This window comes from Cellulosimicrobium funkei (genome assembly GCF_004519295.1).
In the GTDB taxonomy this organism is placed as follows: domain Bacteria; phylum Actinomycetota; class Actinomycetes; order Actinomycetales; family Cellulomonadaceae; genus Cellulosimicrobium; species Cellulosimicrobium funkei.
This window is the reverse complement of record NZ_SOZH01000004.1, coordinates 513,732-533,171: the sequence shown is the minus strand read 5'-3', so window position 1 is coordinate 533,171 and position 19,440 is coordinate 513,732. Positions and strand designations below refer to the sequence as shown.

The following is a 19,440-nucleotide window of genomic DNA, read 5'->3' as shown; positions in this document are numbered from 1 at the left end:
GTCTCATCCTAGCGGGCGGCCGGGGACGATGTGGACACCCTTGTTTCCATAGTGGATCAGTCCCACCGTCGTGCGGCTAAGACCTGCACCCCGCTCGGAATATTCACCGATGAATTCTCCAAAGTTAACTCGCTCCTTAGAACCGGCCTGGCCCACAGGGATTCTCCCGACTTGCTGACCGGTGCCAGCTTGTTGAGCTAGCACCCGAGGATCCGAAGTCATCGGACTGCGCCCTGGGACGAAGTTCGGGTGTCCTGGGAAGTGCTTCTCTTGTTGGCCCCAATTGACGGCCGGAGCGGACGGGATGTCGTCTGCGGACTTTGCTGTGAATCTGAGCGCGTCGTCTGCCATGCCAGAGGTTCTTTGGGCAGTGAGTGCGCCGACGCGCCCCGCACCTGACGCAACGCCGCCCGCAAGACCTAGCCCGGTCCCGGTCAGAACGGCGTCACCTGCGACGGTAAGGGCGGTTTGACGATTCCACCCCTCCACTGAAACCGTCTGTTGCGTGCGGACCCCAAAGGCGGCTGCTTGGAGCCCAACACAGGCCACCTGCCCGACTGCTGGAATGAGACATCCGCCGATCGCCGCAACCGTTGCGATGGTGCCACGGTTGTCGGAGAACCAGTTTCCAATTGCCTTGAGGCCGGTCCCGATCTTGGCATTTGTTTGGTTCGCCGCCTGCTTTACGGTGCTCCACGTACGCGCGGTTCTCGTGCTGTTCGTCGTCTTTGGCTTAGCTGGTGCGGACGCTTGCGGAGTAGGGGGCGTAGGAGGCGGGGGTTGCTTCCTTGATGGCCCAGGCCTGGAGAAATCGCCATCGGGTCGCATACCGATGAGTCCGGTGGGATCGGACATGGTGACGGGGGTGTTGTTGGCGTAGGCGTAGGCCTGCCACTGCTGGGGGTCGGTGAGGTCCATGATCGGGTCGACGGTGATGAATCGACCGATCTGGGGGTCGTAGTACCGCGCGCCGATATGGGTCAGACCCGTGGTGTCGGTGGGCTTGCCGAGGAAGCCCTTGTCGTCGACCCAGGCGCCGCCGGTGCTGCGCGGGTTGCCGTAGGGGTCGTGGTAGCGGCGGATCGCTTGGTTGGTTCCGCCGTTGACCGCGATCTCCGCAGTGTTGTGGTGGTCGGCGACCAGGGTGTTCACGCCGCTCTGGTCGAGCGTGCTCCGGGTGGCGATGGTCTTGCCCGCGAAGCTGTAGTAGCGGGTCGCCGTGACCGTGGTGCCCTTGGCGCTGAGCTCGAAGCCCGGGAGATAGGCGGTGGTGGTGTTGCCCTCCTTGCGAACGAGCCGGTCGCCATCGGCGGTGTAGGTGTAGTCGCCCTGGACGGTGCTGGCCTCGGAGAGCGTGTCGAGCTTGCCTTCGGCGTCCCAGGTCAGCGTCTGAGCGGGCTTGCCCGCGATGCTGCGAGTCGTGGTGTTGCCGGCCGCGTCGTAGGCGTAGGTATCGGTACCTGTGGTGGCGCCGGTGTCCACGACGCCGGAGACGGCGTGGGGTCGCTCGGTGCCCGGGGCGGGGTAGCTGTAGGTGCTGGTGGTGTTCCCCGCGGTCGCGTGGTCGATGGTGCTGGTCCGGTTGCCGACGGTGTCGAAGGTGTAGCTGGTCCAGTAGGCGGCGGCGCCGCCGAGATTCGCCGTGGTGCGTCCGCTCGGGGCGCAGTCGGTCGTGGTGGGCGTCCACGCCTCGGTAAGACGGCGCAGGCCGTCGTAGGTGAAGCACTGGACGTCCTTGGCACGGGTCCCGGGGGTGTCCGCGATGGAGGTGATGTTCCCGGCGTCGTCATACGTGTACTGGACGTCGAGGTCGTAGGACGCCTGACCCTCACGCTGGAGCCACGTCTTGTCGGGGCGGCGGGTGCCGTGCTCGTAGGAGTAGTTGAGCATCTGGGAGAAGTTGGCTCCCATGTCGACCAGCAGCGGCTCTCCGTACACGGAGTATCGGGTCCCGGCGACGTAGACACCCCACCCGAGGCCCCCACCCATCCACTCGGGGACGGACCGGCTGTCGTGGTAGGTGGTCACGGTCTCGGAGGCCATTCCTCCGGCGGCGGGGTATCTCGTGGTGCTGAGCTGCCCGTCGAGCGTGTAGGTGTAGTTGGTGGTGTACGTCCCTGCCAGTGCTCCGGTCGCCGACGGGAGCGTGACGGACGTGCCGAGCGGGCGGTACCCGTTGTCGTAGCCGGTGATCGCCGTGACGTAGGCGGCGCCGCCGTCGTTGCGGGTGGAGGAGGTGAGCTGTCCCTTGGCGAGGGTGTCGTAGGCCCACGACGCGCGCACGGTCCCGGTGGCGGATCCCTCCCGCAGCTGAGTCTTGCGCCCGAGGAGGTCATAGGTGGTCGCGAGCGTGATCCCCCGTGCGTCGGTGGACGTCAGGAGCTGTCCCGCGTCGTCGTACGTCGAGGCGCTGGCGCCCTTGTCCGGGTCGGTGGCGCCGGTCTGGCGGCCTCTCAGGTCGTAGGTGTAGGTCCACTTGTTGCCGGCGGGGTCGGTCATGGAGGCGAGGCGCCCGGCCTTGTCCCAGGTGTAGGTCGTGGCCTGGTGGGCACCGGTGGGCGCGGGCCCGGTGTACTGCAGGAGCTGGGTGGTCTGCCCGCGGGCGTCGGTGATGGTGGTGGTCGGTGTGCCGCCGGTGGGCGGGTCGACGCTGACGCGGTCGCCGCCGTAGGTGGTGGTGGTGCGCCAGCGTTCTTGCTCGGCGACCTGGAAGATCTCCGCGACCGGCCGCCCGGCGCCGTCGTAGGACGTCAGGGTGCGCCCGGGCAGCGCCGTGGTCGGCACGACGGGCGTGGTGGCGGGGTCTCCGGTGGTGTACCACGGGCTGTTCGTGCGGGTCAGGAGCCCGCGGGAGTCGAAGGCCTGGTCGGTCACGACGCGGCCCGCGGTTTCGCGGTCACCGGTGGGGGCTTGGGTCTGGCGCTGTCGCAGCAAGCCGTCGTAGAGAGCCACGGATGTGGTGTAGGTGCCGTCGTGGATCAGGCTCTTCGTGGTGACGGCGTTCTGCCCGGTCGCACTGATCGTGTACGCGAACGTCGAGTGCGCGGAGTCGGTGCCCTGCACCCGCCCCGGCTTCCACACGCCGGTCAGGCGCCCGAGCGCGTCATACGAACCGGAGGTGATCTTTCCGTTCGCGTCCGTCGTCTTGGTCGGTGTCCCCCACGCCGGGTCGAGGTCCGTCGTGGTGACGTGCGCCGTCAACGGGCCGGTGCCGTCGGGGTCCGGCCCGGTCAGCACCGTCTTCGTGACGGGTCCCGCCCCGGCTGGGGTGTAGGCAGTCGTCGTCGCACGCCCGAGCGCGTCGGTCACCTTCGTCACGCGCCCGAGCGCGTCATAGGTGTTCGTCGCCGTCGTGACGTACTGCGCGGTGGTCCCCGAGTACGCCTTGAGCTCCTGGGACTGAGTCACCAGCCCTCGCGTGGGTGCGGCGCCGACCGCAAGACCGTCGTAGGCCGTGCGGGCGTCGCTGATCACGTCGCCGGGTCGTGCCGGCGTGGTGGCGCAGGCCTTGGCGACGGTCTCGGTGCGCGACACCGTGCCCAGGATGTGCTTGGTGGTGTTGCGCGCGTACTCGATGCGGGTGCACCGGTCGTCGACCGTGGTCGCCGTGTCGCCCTGGTCGTCGACCTGGACCGGCATGCCGTAGTCGCCATAGGTCGTCACGGTGCGGGTGGTGCGCTTTCCGCCCGGCAGTGCCGGTGCCGTGGTGCGGGTCTCGCTCGTCCCGACACCGGAGTGCCGGGCCGCGATCCCGTTCGCGCCCGTCGCGGTCGGGTTCGACGCCCAGGGGGTTGTCAGCGTGCCGGACACCTCGGCGGCGCCGTTGTAGGTGATCTCCTCACGGGTGAACCCGTTGAAGTGGTCGTGGTCGGTGATCCCGTCCACGGCGACCGTCTTCGTCCCACCCGCGGGCGCTGCCCGGTCACCGTGCATGCCACGGAAGAACCGGTACCGGGTCTTGAGCTGCGGGTAGTCCGGGTTCCCGCTCGCACCGGTCACGACGTCGACCGTGGCGTACCCGCGGAACTGCCCCCACGTGCGGTACTTCGGCTGCACGAGCTCGTTGTCGTCGTAGTGCCACGCCGCACCACCGACGTAGGAGTACCTCGTGAGCACCGGCTCGGACTGGCTGTCGCGCCCCGTGTCGACGATGGACGACACCAGGTACTTGTGGAAGTACTCCTGCGTGAGGCCGATCGAACCCTCCGGATCCCAGTACACCGGGAAGCAGCGCCGCGAGTTCGACTCGGCCGCGGCAGGCAGGTTCGACGTCGTGCAGTCGACCGGCGTGTAGTTGACAGCGGTCGTGCCACCGGACTCGGTGTTGATGCCGGTGATGCGATACCGGTTCATCGCCGGCCCGAGGTCACCGAGCTTGTCGACCCGGTTCGCCATCTGCGCCCCGATGAACGTCGTCTTGGGCAGCGTGATCGCGCTCGAGGCCGCCAGGCCCTTGTGCTCGATCGACGCCAGCCACAGCACCGGGTCGGTCCCGTCACCGGGGTCAGGGAACTGGTGGCCCAAGGTCCAGGAGTCGACGTCGCGATACGTGGACCCGCTCAGGACCTTCGTCGTGACCGTGGTCAACCGCTTGCGAGTGAAGAACGCCGGAGAGAACTGGTTCGGGCACGACGTCGCCGACGAGCAGATCAGGTCGAACGGCACGTCCGGCCACTTCGACGCGTTCGCCGACGTCAGCTGCGCCGGGTCACACGTCACCGCACCCGACGGCAGGCACCGCTCCCCCACCGTGAACTCGACCCGCGCAGGCGAGCTCGCGGTCTCCTCCCCGGCGCGCTGCCCATAGTCGATCCGCGCCAGGTACCCACCCCGCACGTACGAGGACACCGCGGTGCCCAGGTTGCGCCCGTAGTTGTTCGTCTCCTTCGCATACACGTAGGTCAACGAGTTCCCCGACGGGTCCACGACATAGTCCAGGTTCCACCGCCACACCTGGTTGCACGACGCCGACGCGAACGCCGCGTTGTAGCACGGCTCGCCCGGGTGGTTGCCGAACACCGGCACCGTCCACGCAGAGTTCAAGGCGAGCGTGTCAGTGGCCGACCGCTTGTCCCGGCCGAAGAAGTACTGCGTGCCATCGGTCGTGGTGACCTTCCAGTGCTCACCGGACTGACCCGCGTTCCACGCCCCGGTCAGCTTCTCGACCTTCGTCCCATCGTCCGACTTCGGCTTCCACACCCCCGACGTCGCATCCTTGACGAGCTCGGTCGCCGACCCGTTGAACACCAGGGTCGCGTTATCGGACTTCCAGCACAGATCCCCGGTCTCCCGGGTCGCATTGTTCGCCGACCCTTCCCGGTCGTCCGCGCACGCCACGTACTTGCGCTCCACGTACCCCGACGTCAGGTCCCACCCGTCCCCGACCCACGACGTCTGGTTGTTCGTCGACGCGACACGACCGTCGATCGACCCCGAGGAATAGTTCAACCCGACCTCAGGCTCCAACCCGCCCGCAGCCGGCGGCACCCGCACCGGATACGACCACGCGAAGTCACCCGTCTGCTCCGACACCTGCCACGACGCCGACGCCGCCAACGGCGTCGCCGACCAGTCCCCCGTCGAACCAGACGCCGCCGCCGTCACAGCGAACGTCGTCGCACCGGCGGGCTCGACGATCGCGCTGACCGTGGCGGACTGCGCATCGTTGACCGACTCGACCTCTACGGGGTCCAGCACCGCGCAGTTCGCCGTGCTGTCCTCGACGTCACAGGCCGGCACCTCGACCAGGCGCAGACGCTGCGCCCAGTCGCCGCCGTACGCCCCAGCGAACTTCGAGTAGTCGACGCTGACCTCGACGGGGCCCTCCGACTCTCCGGGCGGCGCGATCTCGAGGAGAACGCCGTCCACCCCGGCCCTCGCGGTCGTCTCCCGATCCGCCACGACGACGTCATACGCGCCGGAGCCGTTGGCCGCCTCGTCGGGGGTGACGAGCGCGATCGGTCCGTCCGCCGACGCCGCGTCTTCCTCGGGAACGATGTCGAGCCTCGTACGGCCCTCCTCAGGCCACGTAGGCGCTGCGCCTCCGGCGGGGGCCGGGGCACCGGACCGCTCAGGGGCGATGCCAGCCGCCGGAACGTCCTTCGTCGAAGCGACGACCTGTTCGACATCGGCCTCCGGCCACAGTTCGCGCCCGTGCGCCCGCCGCTCCTCCTCGCTCCATGACGACCGCTCGGCTGCAGACGGCTCGGCCACCGCTGTCGCCGGCGCAGCGCCGAGCAGGGTGAACAACAGCGCAGCACTGACAGTGCCAGCGATAGCAGTACGTGCCAGGCGCTGACCGCCCATGGCGTCCTCTTCTCTCGAAAGCGCGACGAAACGAAAACTGGGGTTGGTAGGGGGGCGCATGCTCAGCTCGTCGGTGAGCACTGCTGCCGGATCTCCCGGACGTCGACGGCGGAGTCGAACACGCGGATGTTGTCGATCGCGCCGTTCCATGCCTCGGCGGGCAGGCCAGCGGCCTGCCCTCGCCCGATCCGGAAGGCGCCCGCGGCTGTCCACCGAGTCATGCCGAGAGTCGATGCCGGCGCCGCAGGTTGCTCGCGGCCACCGAGGTCACACACGTACAGGCGCAGCTGCGCGCTCGAGGTGTCGTGGACCACGGCGAGCATGACCCAGGCACCCGTCGTCACCGGTACACCCGAGAGGGTCGTGACCACCGGGGCACCCGCGTCGTCAGAGCTGGACGTGGAGGCGCCCCAGCACAGCCCATCGCCGGTGGGGCACTGTGGATCCTGTCGCACCCCTACCTTGAAACCGCTCACGCTCTGTCCGTCCTGGCTCACGGCGGTCGCCGTCCCTGTCACCTGATCGAGACGCACGTTGGCGAGCACCGCGTAGTCCCGAGCGACGTTGACGATGGGTCCGGACGTGCTCGCCGTCGCGCCCGCCGAGAATCTCAGGGCGCGGTCGCTCGTGGACAGACCAGCCTCGGCCAGCGGCCCCGCCACCCACTGCGCAGGCCCGCTGAGCACGAGTGGCGCTTCTGGACGCACCGTGTTCGCGGCGGCCGGGCCGGCTCCGTCATCGGTCGGCCACCGGCTCGATGAGCCGGGGTGGTCGACGCTGAACCGGTACGTGCGCACGTCGCTGGTGTTCCCGGCACGGTCGACCGACTGCACGGACAGTCGCTGCGTCCCCGCAGCGGAGGGTGTGAACGCGACCTTGCCACCCGCCGCGACGGTCACCGCACGGTCCAGGGCGTCCGAGTTGAACGAGTACTTGTACGACACCACGTCCGAGACGCCACCGGTGCCGAGCTGGAACTGACCCGCCTGGCCGACACCACCGCCGACCGTGTCCTCGCCATACACGCCGGGCTGCCCCTGCACCGCAACGACTTCCGGCAATGCGTCCGGGCGGGTCACATCGACGGTGAACTCGCAGAAGGTCGAGACGCCGTACACCCCGCTCACGTCACGAGCTTGTGCGCACCACTTGTAGGTCTCACCATTCTTGAGAAGACCTGACGGCACAGCGATCGCGAACTGCAAACCCGAACTGAACGCGAACCCCGGTCCTGGATTCCAGACGAGGAAGCCGTCGTCGCGATAGATGAAGAACGCGGCAGAGACGTTGTCGCCGTCGGGGTCCGAAAATGTCGCCCACAACGACGGAGTCGTCGAGCGTATGAACGGGCGACCGGATCCTGTCGCGCACGCCGTGTCGGGGAAGGTGGTCCGCAGCCCTGTTGGAACGTTCGGGGGACGGTTGTACGTCACCGAGTACGTCGCGTCGTACCCGTAGCGCTTCCACCCGATCTGCATGCTCGACTCGTTCGCCGCCTTGAGACCGATCGCGACCGACCCGGTATCGAAATCTGCCATGACCCGGGCACTCTCGGTCACGTCGAACTCGAAGCGACCCTGATTTCCGCAGGCCTTGCTGTGGGAGAGGGCCCGCGAGGACTGGAAAGCACCCCAGGTTCCGATGTGGTTCGACCACGTCGTCCCCGACGAGATCTCGTTCACTCGATACGCCTCGACACCTGTGGGAGCGCAACTCCAGGAGTGCGCCCCGTACACGCTGAAGGTTGCCGACAGCACGTGAGTCGAGGCGAGCGTACCGACGGCCTGCAGGCCGTTGAACTCCCAGATGAGACGGTGCACGTCGTTCGACCGGGAACACTCTGCCGTCGCGCCCGGATCGCACAAGCCCATTCCCGCCGGGGACGAGAACCCGTAACCGGCGACCGTGTTGGGGACAGCCGAACGGATCAGGGTCCATTCGTTCCGGTTGCCGGAAACCCCCGGGTCGATATAGATCGGCCACCGCGTCTGCGGGTCTGCGAGCATGTCCGGGTCGGGCACGATGGTGACCACGCCTGCACCGAGGTCCGCCGGCATCTCCGCGACACGATCCCCGCTCAACGGTGCCGCCGCACGATCCTCGAGGCCCCCGCTCTCGGCCACGGCGCCAAGCGCCGCTGAGCTGACGGCGGTACGCGCCGTGAGTCGGCTCGCCGCCGTGTCAGCGAGCGATGAGGAGGAGTCCCACATCAGCGGAGTCGGGGAGGTGAACACGCGCTCGCCAGACTCGTCGACCGCCTCGAAGCCACCCCTGCGGCGGAGATGCCGAGGCCCTGGGTCGTCGTCACGGGGAACGACAGCTCGGCAAGTGCTGGGTTGGCCGCGGCTTCAGGCGACTCCACGCGCAGCACCTCGCTGAAGCCGGTCCCGTCCTCGTCGACGGACACCACCAGGTCCACGCCCTCGAGCACCTGCGGGTAGGTGATCCGCGAGCCCTGCACCACAGCAGGAGTGAGGTCGAACGGCACGTCGAACGTCAGCTCGTGACCGTCACGCACGATCCGGGCCAACGGGCTCGTACCCGTACCGTCCGAGAACTCCATCTCCAGCGCAGGTGCGACGACCTCCAGCCCGCGCTCACCGGCGATGACGGTGGTGTCGATCGGTTCCCACGAACCGTTGACGTCGGTGCGGACCGCGGTGGCGGAGGTCTCGACGCGGGTGAATCCCTCGGGCGTCGCGTAGACCGTGTCCCAGGGCGTCTGCGCACCGGTGATCGCGACCTCGTGCCCGCACTCGGTAGCCAGCCGAGACGCGTCCGCCCCCGAGAATGCCTCAGTGTGGCAGGCCACCGCCTCGACGGTACCTGCCGACGGCGTGCTGACGACGCTGAGCGGGGCGAGGAGCCCAGAAACCGCGAGCAGGGTGAGTGCGCGGCTCACGATCCGGACTCCGTCATCCTCGTGGGCGTCGACACGCAGGCACGCCGGATCTCGCCGATGTCGACCGCCGCGTCGTAGAGCCGAACGTCGTCGATCGATCCGATCCACTGCTCGCGATAGAGACCGTCCACGAGGGAGCGGCCGATCTGGACGCTCGCGCCACCGGTCCAGCTCCCGGAGGACCCGAACGGCACGCTCGCAGCGAGGACGGGGTTGCCGTCACCCGGGTTGTCGGGTGAGCCGAGCTCGCACACATAGAGCTGGATCGTCTGGGCTCCTGCGTCGTGGACACCGGTGAGGTGAACCCACGACCCCGGCGTGACCGGCATCTGCGAACGGGCCATGACGGGAGTTCCCGTCACGTCGTCCGCCGAGGTCCAGAAGCCCCAGCACGGCTGCTGGTTCTGGCAGTAGCCCTGACTCAGGAGGCCCAGCTTGAAGGCGCCGAACCGTTGCCCGTCCTGGCTGACCGCGACCCGCACGGTGGTCATGTCCTCGACCTTGACCTGCGCCATGACGGTGTAGTCCTGTGCTGTGTTGACCACGGGCCCCGAGGTGCTCGCGAACTGCCCCGTGCCGACGAGCCGCAGCGCCTTGTCCGCCGGCTGAATGCCCAGGTCTGCGAGCGGGCCCGAGACCCATGAGGCGCCACCGGTCAGGGCCGCCGGGTGGCCACCGCGCACGTCGCTCGCCACCGAACCGGTCCCTTCATCGAACTGCCAGTGCGCACGTTCGCTCGGGAAGCTCACGCTGAAGCGGTAGAGGCGGACGTCCGAGGTGTTGCCGGCGCGGTCCACGGACTGGACGTAGAGGCGCTGCGAGCCCGCAGAGGTCGCGGCGAAGTCGATCACGCCACCCTGGGCGACAGTCACGGCCTTCCACGAAGCCAGACCGTCGCTGTTGAACGAGTAGTTGTAGGACACGACGTCGCTCACACCACCGTTGGACAGCTGGAACTTCCCGTCCATGCCCACACCGCCGGAGACGGCGTCCTCGGGATACACGCCCACCTGCCCCGCCACCGGCGCGACTCCCGGCACCTTGTCGGGACGGACCGTGTCGACCGTGAACTGGCACTTGGACATCGGCCCGAATCGGCCCGACTCGACGTCTCTGCCGCCGGCGCGCCACTCGTACGACTTCCCGTTCTGCAACCGTCCCGGCGGCACGGCCTTCGTGAACGTCGAACCGCTCGGCAGCGTCGTGTCGTACGCCGCGTCCCAGACGATCGACCACGTCGCCATGTCGAGAACGTCGAGGTTGCCGGTCACCGAACCCCCGTCGGGGTCGGCAACCCGGTACGACAGCGTCGGCGTGGTCGTCCGGAGAAAGGGTCGGCTCGCCCCGATGACGCACGGCGTCGCGGGGTCGGTCGTCATCGCGGTCGCCGCTGCTGGTACGCGCGAGTACGTCACCGACAGCGTGGTGTCCCAGGCATACCGCTTCCACCCGATGGCCATGCTGGACTCGTTGACCGCGCGCAGCCCGATCGTCAAGGTCGACGAGTCGGAGTCAGCGACCCGGCGGGCACCATCCGTGACGTCGAACTCGATCGGACGCTGACCACCACAGTTCTTCGAGTGCGCCACCGAGAGGGCCTGTTGGGGGAACAGCCAGGTCCCGACGTGGTTGTTCCACGTGGTGCCGCTCGTCACCGGGCCGACGGCGTACGCCTGCACCCCCGATGGCGTACACCCGTAGGAGTGCTGCCCGAACGCGGTGAACTGCGCCGCGATGACGTCAGCCGACTCGGCTGCGGCAAGCCCGGGAAGCCCGGTGAAGTGCCAGATCGGCCGATGCACGTCGTTCTGTCGGTTGCACTCTGAGGTGGTCCCCGGGTCGCACAGCCCGAGTCCGACGTTGCCCGAGAACATGTACTCCGAGACGCCCGGCACCGCCGAACGAATCAGCGCCCAGGAGTTGCGGCTGCCAGACACCTTCGGGTCGACGTACACCGGCCACACGGTGCCAGGGTCGCGCATGAACTCCTGGACCGGCTCGACCGTCACCGAGTCGTCCACCACGGTCGTCGGCATCGCCTCGACCCGGTCTCCTCCCACAGGATCGGCGGCTCGTTCGTTCTCGTCGGTCGCCGCTCTCGTGAGGTCCGCCGGCCCGGCCTTCTCTCCCCCCGGCGGGGCCGAGGCGACAAATCCCGTGGTCGCGCTCTCACTCGGGACGGAGCCTGAGCCGGCGAGCGACCCGGCCGAGTCCCACATCAACGGCGCGGGGGCGGAGAACACCAGCGCTCCGGAACCGTCGACCGCTTCGAAGCCGCCGTCGGCCTGGGCGACGGACAGGTCCTCGCTCGTGGTGATCGGGAACGAGAGCTCGGCGAGCGCGGGGTTGGCCGCAGCCTCGGGCGACCCGACCCGCAGGACCTCGGAGAAGCCGGTGCCGTCGTCGTGCACCGACACCACCAGGTCGACGCCCTCGAGCACCTGTGGATAGGTCACCTGCGACTCGTCCACCACAGGATCGGTCAGCTCGAACGGCGCATCGAACGTCAGCTCATGACCGTCTTTGACGATCCGTGCCAACGGCGTGCCGGCCGTCCCGTCCGAGAACACCATCTCGAACGCCGGCGCCACCACACGCAGCCCGCCCTCACCCTCGACGACCGCGGTGTCGATCGGCTCCCACACCCCGTTGACGTCGGTCCGCACCGCACTCGCCGAGGATTCCACCCGGGTCATACCCTCGGGGGTCGCGAACGTCGTGTCCCACGGCGTCCGCTCGGCAACGACCTCGACCTCCGTGCCACAACGCACTGCCGTCTCCGCAGCGTCGGCGGCACGAAGAGCACGGGGCCCGCATGCTTCCGCCACCACGGCGGGCAGTGCGCCCTCGGGCGGTGAGGCAACGGCCGCACCCCCGGCCAGCGAGATGATCGAGGCTCCGGCGACCACCGCAGCGAGGGGGGCGACCCGACCGCGGCCCATCAGACGCCCGACTCGGGACCGACTGCCTTCGAGCAGTCTCTCCGGATCTCTTCCCCGCTCACGACGCGCGCGTAGACCCGGAGATGGTCGACCGCGCCGACCCACTCGTCCACGGCGGTCCCGTTGGAAAAGGCTCGCCCGACTTCCAGTGCGCCGCCCGCGCTCCATGTCGCGGTGAAGGGGACAGAGGCTGCAGCCTGGGGCGCACCACCCGCCGGGCAGACATAGAGCGTGATCATGCCAGCGACGTCGTCGTAGACACCCGTCAGATGCACCCACTCGTTCGCCTCGACAGGCACCGAGGACATCACGGGCGTGGACCATCCTGGGCTCGGCGCGTCCTTCCCGTACGTCCAGAACGCCCAGCAGCTCCCGTCACCCGTCGGGCAGGTCGAACCCTTCTTGTGGCCTAGCCCGAAAGCGGTCGTGAACTGCCCGCCCTGGCTCACCGCGGCAGCGGCACCACCGGTCGCAGCAGGGTCGAGCTTCACGAAGGCCATGACGGAGTAGCTCTGGTTCGTGGTGACGACCGGTCCGGCGGTGCGTGCGCCGTCATCCGCAGAGTCGAACGCCAGGGCCCGATCTGCCGGATCGAGGTACGACAACGGGCCCGCCGCCCAACCCGCACCGCCGCTGAGGGTCAGGGAGTTCCCTGCCTCGAGGTCCGCGGCCGTCGTTCCCGCGCCTTCGTCCATGGGCCACAGACCGTTCGAAGGCGTCTTGGTCACGCTGAACCGGTAGTGCTCCACGTCGCTCACGTTCCCGGCGCGGTCCACGGACTGCACCCACAGCGAGTGCGACCCCGTGCGCGTCGGCGTGAACGCCACAACCGCCCCTGGCCCCGCCGCGATCGGCGTGTCCAGGCTGTCCGTCCCGAAGGAGTACTTGTAGGAGACGACGTCCGAGACGCCACCCGTCTCGAACGCGAAGCGTCCGGTCTTCCCGATCGCACCAGAGACCGTGTCCTTCTGGTACAGAGGCGGTTGCCCCTCCACCGGCTTCACCACGGGGGGCGTGGCCGGTCGCGTCGTGTCGACCGTGAACTCGCAACCGGTCGCGTTCGCGGGACCGGATCGCCCCTCGTTGTCCGTGAAGGAGGCCCACCACCGGTACCGCGTCCCGTCCGCGAGCTTGCCCGAGGGGACAGTGGCGCCGAGCGTGGTCCCGCTCGCGGCGTAACCGGTGCTCGTGGACCACACCAGCGCGTGGTCCGAGTACCTGCGGATCTCAAAGTTTGCTCGTACCGTCTGCCCCGGGTCCGGGTCGGAGACCTTCGCCCGGAGCGACGGCGTGGCAGAGCGGATGAACGGGTGATCAGCCCCCGCCTTGCAGACCGTGTCCGGGTTCACGGTCGCCAGGCCCGTCGGCACCGCGGGAGCACGGTTGTACGTCACGGACAACGTCGCGTCGCCCCCGTACCGCTTCCAGCCACCAGCCATCGAGCCCTCGTTCGACGCCCGCAGCCCGATCGCCGCCGTCGAGTAGCCGCCGTCCGCGGTCCCCCTGAGCAGCCGGGTCACGTCGAACTCGATCTGACGTGCGTTCGAGCAGGCGGGCTTGTGCGCGACGGACTGAGCCTGGAGGAGACCGGAGAAGTTGTTTCCGTAGTTGTTCCAGGTGGTGCCGGCGGAGATTCCTGTGACCCAGTGCGCCTCGACACCCGTGGGCGTGCATCCGAACGAGTGAGCGCCGAACACGGAGAACGTCGCCGAGATCACGTCGGACCCCGCCATCGAACCGATCGTCGACAGACCGTTGTACTCGTAGATGAGTCGGTGGACGTCGTTCCACTTGGAGCACGCCGAATCCGTACCTGGGTCGCACAGTCCGAGGCCCGCGTTGCCGGACCAGTTGTACCCGGCCACGATGTCGGGGTTTCCCGACCGGATCAGGGTCCGCTCGTGGAGCCCTCCGCTGACGCTCGGGTCGATGAACACCGGCCACTGCGTCCCGGGATCATCGATCATCCGCGTGTCCGGGACGATGGTCACCGCGCCTTCCTCCACCTGGGCTGGCATCGCGACGACCACGTCTCCGTCCAGCGGCCCGGCGACCCGGTCGGCGCTCGATGCGTCCCCCGCGACGTCCCCGCTCGCCGCGATGCGCGACGACGCGCTCGGACGGGCCGCGGCCCCACCCGGCGCTTCGTTCGGCGTGGCGGTGGCGGAGTCCCACATCAACGGCACCGGCGAGGAGAACACCCGCTCCCCGGACCCGTCAACAGCCTGGAAGCCGCCCCCGGACTGCGAGACGGCGAGCTCCTCGCTGGTCGCCACGGGGAACGACAGCTCGGCCAGCGCGGGGTTCGCCGCCGCCTCCGGAGACTCGACCCGCAGCACCTCGGAGAAGCCGGTGCCGTCCTCATGGACGGACACCACCAGGTCCACGCCCTCGAGCACCCCCGGATAGGTCACGCGAGAGCCCTCGACCACCGGTGGCGTCAGCTCGAAGGGAGCGTCGAAGGTCAGCTCGTGACCGTCCTTGACGATCCGCGCCAACGGCTCGCTGCCTGACCCGTCCGAGAACGTCATCTCGAACGCAGGGGCGACCACGCGCAGCTCTCCCCCCACGGAGGTCACAGAGGTGTCAATCGCCTCCCACGAACCATTCACCGTCGTACGAACAGCCGTCGAGGAGATGTCGAGCCTCGTCGCCCCCTCGGGGGTCGCATAGGTCGTCTCCCACTCGGTGCGCTCGGAGACGATCTCCACGTCCTGGTCGCACGACCTGGCCAACGCCGCAGCGTCCTGCGCGGTGGGTGCTGAGCCCACGCAGGCTCGCGCAGCCTCGACGTCGGCGGTCTCCTCGGCCAGGGCGACAGCACCGCTGGTCATGGTCGATGCGACGAGAGCGAGGCACGACGCGATGGCGACGCGGCGCGCATCGAAGAGATGGGCAGGCAGACGACGATGAGCCAAGGCCACCGCTCCTCCAACGAGGGCGCCCGACAGCAGCGTCGAGCGACAGTCCGAAGCCGAACACCCCCTGTGGGCTCGACCCCAGCGCTGCACTCAGCGAACACACAGCCAGCGGTGGTGTGTGAAAGGTAACGAGGTCTGCGGGATTTTGCAAGGAGGGCGCTCGATCTCTTCGGTACCTGACACCCGGTGCCACAGATCGGGGCGCCGATGCCTCGTCAGGTCGCGGTGAAGCCCGCCGCGCGGCGGGTGTCGGCCGGGCTCCACAGGTCCGTCTTCACCTCGGCCTGCACGACGGGCACGACCTCCTCCGCGAACCGGCGCAGCACGTCCTCCTGCTGCGCCGCGGGGATCAGGTGGTTCACCGAGACGGACTGCAGGTCGTGCCGGTACGAGGCGTGGTAGTCGAGGATCTTCTCGGCCACGCGCTCCGGCGACCCCACGAGCGCGGGCCCGCGCTCGACGGCGTCCTCGACCGTCCGGAAGCTCGGCGCCTTCCCGACGGCGTCCGGCCCGTACCCCCGGCGCGCCGCCGCCGCGACCTGGCCCTCGTAGATCGGGCGGTACTGCTCGATCGCCTCCTCCGTCGTGTCGGCGAGGAACAGCCCGCCCGAGCCCGACCCGACGAACCCGTACGCCGGGTCGTGCCCGTGCGCCGCGTACTGCTCGCGGTAGCGGTCGATGAGCACCTGGTAGTTCTCGCGCGGCTGCAACGCGTTGGCGCTGACGATCGGGTCCCCGTACCGGGCCGCGAGGTCGACCGCGAAGCGCGACGTCGCCGACCCGTGCCAGATCCGGAACGGCCCGGCGAACGGCCGTGGCAGCGTCGTCGCGTGCTCCAGCGCGTGCCGGTGCCGCCCGGTCCAGCTCACGTCCTCCTCGGACAGCAGCAGCCGCAGCAGCTCGTAGTTCTCCTGGAGGTACTCGTACTGCTTGTCGAGGTCCAGCCCGAGCAGCGGGTACTGCAGCACCTCGTTGCCCTTGCCGATGACGATCTCCAGCCGCCCGCGGCTCAGCTGGTCGACCGTCGCCAGGTCCTCGGCGACACGGATCGGGTCGAGCAGCGACAGCACGGTGACGCCCGTGCTCAGCAGGATGCGCGACGTCCGCGCCGCGACTGCGCCGAGGATCACCGTCGGCGCCGACGACAGCACCTCTCCCGCGTGCCGCTCCCCCACCGCGAACGAGTCGAACCTGAGCTCCTCCGCCAGCACCGCCGTCTCGACGACCCGGTTCAACCGGTCGGACGGCGCGACCGCCTCCCCGGTCACGGGGTGGGGCGGGTTGAACACGATGTCGAGTACCTGGAACCGCACGGTCCTGCTCCTTGCTGTCGGTGTCGTCGTCCGGGGCCCCGGTACCCGCGCGTTCGGCAGCTCCGGTCGTGATCGGCACGCGCAGGTGCCGAACCCGACCGGAGCTGCCGAAGCGGGGCGGGGTCGCCGATCTGTCAGGCCGCGGCAGCCTCGGCGGCGACGGCGTCGCGCTTCGCGACCTCCTCGCGGACGAGCGGGATGACGTAGCGACCGAAGTCGACCGCGTCGTCCAGCAGGTCGTAGCCGCGCGCGGAGATGACGCGGACGCCGAGGTCGTAGTAGGCGAGGAGCGCCTCGGCGACCTGCTCGGGCGTGCCGACGAGCGCGTTGGAGTTGCCGGCGCCGCCGGTGGCCTTCGCGGTCGCGGTCCACAGCGCGGTGTCGAAGCGCTCGCCCTGGGCGGCGATCTCGAGCAGGCGCTGGGAACCCGCGTTCTCGGGCTTGTCGATCGGGTGCCGACGGCTGAGCTGCCCCCCGGCGGCGGCCTTGCGCGCCTCGATCCGGTCGAGGATGCGGTGCGCCTTCTCCCAGGCGAGCTCCTCGGTCGGCGCGACGATCGGCCGGAACGCGGCGTGGATGCGCGGCGGCGTCGCGCGGCCCGCAGCAGCTGCCTCGGCGTGCACGCGCGCGATCTGCTCGGCGGTGCGGTCGAGCGGCTCGCCCCAGACGGCGTAGATGTCGGCCTCGGCCGCGCCGACGCGGAACGCGGCGTCCGACGACCCGCCGAACGAGATGGTCGGGGTGCGGCCCTCGAACGGCTTGGCGTCGAGCACGAAGTCGTCGAAGTCGTAGAACGGGCCGTGGTGGTCGAACGGCTCGGCGCTCGACCAGGCCTGCTTGACGATCTGGATGTACTCGTGGGTGCGCGCGTACCGCTCGTCCTTGGTCAGCGTGTCGCCCTCGCGGCCCTGCTCGTGGTCGTTGCCGCCGGTGATGAAGTGCACGGAGAGCCGCCCGCCGGAGAGCTGGTCGAGCGTCGCGAACGTCTTGGCGGCGTACGTCGGGTAGGACACGTTGGGCCGGTGCGCGAGCAGCAGCTCGATCGACTGCAGGCGCGCGGCGGTGTAGGCGGCGAGCGCGGCGGGCTCGGGGCCGGAGGAGCCGTACGCGAAGAGGACGCGCGTCCAGCCGTTGTCCTCGTGCGCACGCACGAGGCGCTCGAGGTAGGCGGGGTCGAACGCGGCGGTCGTGCGCTCGGTGGTCTCCGAGGCGTCGTTGGTCGTGGCGATGCCGAGGAACTCGACGGGCATGAGGGTCTCCGTGGTGTCGGTGCGGGTGGTTCGGGGTGCGGGTTCGCGGACCGGACGTGCGCGACGGCGCACGGGTGTCGGCTCAGGGGGCGGCGGGCGCCGTCTGCTTCGAGGGCACCGACGGATCCGCGGACGACGTCGGCTCGGAGGACGGAGCGGGCCCGTCGACCGGGTCGGACGCCGGGAGGCCGGCCTCCTTCCACGCGGGGAAGCCGCCGTCGACGTGGGACACGTGCGTGTACCCGCGGCGTGCGAGCGCCTCGGCCACCGGCCCGGAGCCGTTGGGCGACCCGCACACGACGACGACGGGCGTGTCGAGCGAGATCACCGGGGCGTCGGCGGGGCCGAACAGCGCGTCGAGGTCGTCGCGGTCGGCGAGCGTGGCGCCGGGGATCTCGCCGTGCGCGGCGCGACCGCCGGCCGAGCGAACGTCGATCAGCAGCGCGCCGTCGGCGACCTGGGCGGCGGCGTCGGTCGCGGCCCGCAGGGGCGGGGTCGTGGTCATGGGTGTCTCCTTCGCGGGGTGGTGGCGTCAGCGGGTGGTGGCGAGCGCGGGTGCGACGGCGGGGGTGGCGGTCGTCGTGTCGCCGACGGCCGGGGCGCCCGCGAACCAGTGCTCGGCGAGCAGCGCGAACGAGCGTCGGGCGTCGTCGGCGTCGTGGGTCGCGGTGGTGACGAGCAGCTCGTCCGCGCCGGTCGCGCGGCGCAGAGTCTCGAGCCGCCGCACGACGGTCTCGGGGTCGCCGACGATGCGCGTGTCGACGCGGTCGGCGACGAGCGCGCGCTCCGCCTCCGGGCGGTCCTCCCACGCGGGCGACGTGCCCGGCGCGGGGTAGGCGATCGCGCCGTCGGCGCCGCTGCGGATGGAGAGCACCCAGTCCGCGAACGGCGTCGCGAGCTCGCGGGCCCGCTCGACGGTGTCGGCGACGAGCACGTCGGCGGACACGACGACGTAGGGCTCGTCGAGCACGCCCGGCCGGAACGCCTCGCGGTACGCGGCGACGGTGTCGAGCGTCGCCGACGGCGCCACGTGGTAGTTCGCGGCGAGCGGCAGCCCGAGCTCGCCCGCGACGCGCGCGCTCTCGCCCGCGCTCGACGCGAGGACCCACAGGTCCCAGTCGGCGCCCTCGACGGGCGGGCTCACGTACGACGTCCCGCGCTCGTCGCGGTAGGTCCCCGCGCGCAGCCCGAGCACGAGCTCGAGCTCGTCGCGGAAGCTCGCCGGGGTGCGCGACGCCCCGACGATCCGCTTCTGCGCGAGGATCCGCTCGCGCAGCACGGAGTCGTTGACGTCCGCCGGCGGCGCGCCGGGCACGTACAGCCCGTCGACGACCCGCGGCCCGGTGGCCGGCCGGGCCCGCCGCGGAGCCCCGGCCCCCTTCTCCCCCGGCGGCGGCGTGAACGCCCGGCCGAGCCCGAGGTCGACGCGGCCCGGGTGGAGCGCGGCGATCGTCCCGAACTGCTCGGCGGCGACGAGCGGGCTCGTCGTGCTGAGCAGCACGGCACCGCTGCCGACGCGGATGCGCTCGGTCCGGGCCGCGACGGCGGCGGCGAGCACGGCGGGCGACGCCGAGCCGACGCCGGGCGACAGGTGGTGCTCGGCGTACCAGACGCGGTGGTAGCCGAGCCGGTCGAGGTCGCGCGCGAGCCCGACGGCGCGGCGCACCGCGTCCTGGCCCGTCGCCCCCTCGGGGACGATCGCGAGGTCGAGCACGGACAGCGGGACGCGGCCGGACGCCGGTCGCGGCCCGCCGGGGGTGGCGGTCGGGTGCGGGTGCTGGTGGGACATGGCTTCCTCTGGTGGGG

General features: G+C 70.0%; 9 protein-coding genes. All 9 read right to left on the bottom strand.

Annotation, left to right across the window (positions count from 1 at the left end):
* Nucleotides 1–3: 3 nt before the first annotated feature.
* The 9 genes from E1O70_RS08250 to E1O70_RS08210 all read right to left on the bottom strand — a co-directional run bounded on the left by E1O70_RS08250 (nt 4) and on the right by E1O70_RS08210 (nt 19,423).
* Nucleotides 4–6,387 (bottom strand): RHS repeat-associated core domain-containing protein, encoded by a 6,384-nt coding sequence (locus tag E1O70_RS08250; protein ID WP_061268334.1) that lies wholly within the window; start codon nt 6,385–6,387, stop codon nt 4–6.
* Entirely contained in the window at nt 6,369–8,339 is a 1,971-nt protein-coding gene (locus E1O70_RS08245; RefSeq protein WP_167496850.1) for a LamG domain-containing protein, read from the bottom strand. The genes E1O70_RS08250 and E1O70_RS08245 overlap by 19 nt, the downstream gene beginning before the upstream one ends.
* A 176-nt stretch (nt 8,340–8,515) precedes the next feature.
* On the bottom strand, nt 8,516–9,208 hold the full coding sequence (locus E1O70_RS08240) for a hypothetical protein (RefSeq protein WP_061268336.1): 693 nt from the start codon (nt 9,206–9,208) through the stop codon (nt 8,516–8,518).
* Complete coding sequence (locus E1O70_RS08235; RefSeq protein WP_128957617.1) at nt 9,205–12,117, bottom strand: LamG domain-containing protein; 2,913 nt, start codon at nt 12,115–12,117, stop codon at nt 9,205–9,207. The genes E1O70_RS08240 and E1O70_RS08235 overlap by 4 nt, the downstream gene beginning before the upstream one ends.
* 32 nt (nt 12,118–12,149) lie before the next feature.
* Entirely contained in the window at nt 12,150–14,984 is a 2,835-nt protein-coding gene (locus E1O70_RS08230; protein ID WP_128957618.1) for a LamG-like jellyroll fold domain-containing protein, read from the bottom strand.
* A gap of 302 nt (nt 14,985–15,286) precedes the next feature.
* A complete protein-coding gene (locus E1O70_RS08225) occupies nt 15,287–16,384 on the bottom strand; it encodes an LLM class flavin-dependent oxidoreductase (RefSeq protein WP_061268339.1) in 1,098 nt (365 codons plus the stop codon).
* Nucleotides 16,385–16,518: 134 nt separating this feature from the next.
* Nucleotides 16,519–17,634, bottom strand: a complete 1,116-nt coding sequence (locus E1O70_RS08220; RefSeq protein ID WP_061268340.1) for an LLM class flavin-dependent oxidoreductase — start codon at nt 17,632–17,634, stop codon at nt 16,519–16,521.
* Nucleotides 17,635–17,716: 82 nt separating this feature from the next.
* Complete coding sequence (locus tag E1O70_RS08215; RefSeq protein ID WP_061268341.1) at nt 17,717–18,139, bottom strand: rhodanese-like domain-containing protein; 423 nt, start codon at nt 18,137–18,139, stop codon at nt 17,717–17,719.
* Between the two features lie 27 nt (nt 18,140–18,166).
* Nucleotides 18,167–19,423, bottom strand: a complete 1,257-nt coding sequence (locus E1O70_RS08210) for an LLM class flavin-dependent oxidoreductase (RefSeq protein ID WP_061268342.1) — start codon at nt 19,421–19,423, stop codon at nt 18,167–18,169.
* Between the last annotated feature and the right edge of the window lie 17 nt (nt 19,424–19,440).

Coding starts and splice junctions, on each gene's coding strand:
- E1O70_RS08220 (WP_061268340.1), bottom strand. CDS start 17,634: ATGCCCGTCGAGTTCCTCGGCATCGCCACGACCAACGACGCCTCGGAG.
- E1O70_RS08215 (WP_061268341.1), bottom strand. CDS start 18,139: ATGACCACGACCCCGCCCCTGCGGGCCGCGACCGACGCCGCCGCCCAG.
- E1O70_RS08210 (WP_061268342.1), bottom strand. CDS start 19,423: ATGTCCCACCAGCACCCGCACCCGACCGCCACCCCCGGCGGGCCGCGA.
- E1O70_RS08230 (WP_128957618.1), bottom strand. CDS start 14,984: ATGACCAGCGGTGCTGTCGCCCTGGCCGAGGAGACCGCCGACGTCGAG.